Annotated in this window: 2 protein-coding genes; both read right to left on the bottom strand. The window is 61.0% G+C overall.

All coding sequences use genetic code 11. The features are described from left to right. The coding region (locus ORS3428_RS08675) for an acetaldehyde dehydrogenase (acetylating) (RefSeq protein ID WP_071096478.1) at nucleotides 1-642 on the bottom strand (642 nt) is incomplete at its 3' end. Then, nucleotides 642-1260 (bottom strand): 2-keto-4-pentenoate hydratase (locus tag ORS3428_RS08670; protein ID WP_071096476.1); only part of this gene is annotated, 619 nt, incomplete at its 5' end. The genes ORS3428_RS08675 and ORS3428_RS08670, both read right to left, overlap by 1 nt.

The raw sequence follows: 1260 nt of genomic DNA, 5'->3' as shown, positions 1-1260 counted from the left end.
CCCGGACGAGAGCGTAAAGACGGTGTCGCGCATAAGGAGCGGCGGCTCGGCCGGATTGAGGACGATGATGGCCTTTCCTTGGGAAGCGCCACCAACCATTTCGATAGCGCGTGCCGTAGTCTCGGTAAACTCATCTATATTTGCCCGAGTGCCGGGCCCAGCCGACTTCGAGGAAATGGATGCGACGATCTCCGCGTAGTGGACCTTCGCGACCGAGGACACCGCCGCCACGATCGGAATCGTCGCCTGACCACCGCACGTCACCATGTTCACATTTGGCGCATCAAGATGGGTTCCGCCATTGACCACCGGAATGACGTAGGGCCCGATTGCAGCCGGCGTCAGGTCGATCATAACTTTACCGGCGCCGGTTACGACCGCGCTGTGCCTTTGATGAGCAGCAGCAGACGTAGCGTCGAACACGATCCCAATGTCGGGCCACACATCGAGCCTTTGCAAGCCCTCAATGCCTTCGTGGGTCGTCGCCACACCAAGGCGTTTGGCCCGGGCAAGCCCATCGGACGCGGGATCGACCCCGACAAGCGCCGACATCTCCAGTCTGTTCGAGTGACGCATGATCTTGATCATCAGGTCGGTGCCAATATTGCCTGAGCCGATGATTGCCGTCTTGACCCCGGCCATTAGCCGTCCTTCTCGTACCTGAACCGGGCTTCACCCAGGCCGCCGACCTTAGCAACTACCTCGTCGCCTGCCTGGAGAGTGACCATTGGTCCCAGAGCACCGGTCAGCACAACGTCGCCGGCGCGGAGAACTTCGCCACGAGCAGAGAGCGTGCGGGTCAGCCACGCGGCAGCATTGAGGGGGTGCCCGAGACAGGCCGCGCCGGCACCGATTGAGACCACGGCGCTATTCACTTCCAGCGCCATTCCGCAAGTATAGAGATCTAGCCCGGTTAGTGGCCTACGCTCGGCGCCGAGAACGAAAAATCCGGAAGAGCCGTTATCGGCAACCGTGTCCGCGAAGGTGATCTTCCAGWTCYCAATGCGGCTATCGACGATTTCGATCGCCGTCACGACGTATCCCACGGCAGCCGCCACCGTCTCCACTGACGCGTTAGCGTCATGGAGCTCATGAGCCAAGATGAGCGCAACTTCCGCCTCTGCTTTCGGCTGGATGGTCTTCCTGGCCGATAGCACGCCGCCATTCGCCACCCTCATGTCATCAAAGAGCACGCCGAAATCAGGCTGATCGACCCCAAGCTGCGCCTGGACCGCCTTTGACGTGAGACCGATCTTGCGG

It is taken from the genome of Mesorhizobium sp. ORS 3428 (assembly GCF_001854785.1).
In the GTDB taxonomy this organism is placed as follows: Bacteria; Pseudomonadota; Alphaproteobacteria; order Rhizobiales; family Rhizobiaceae; genus Mesorhizobium.
This window is presented reverse-complemented; position numbering and strand designations above follow the sequence as displayed.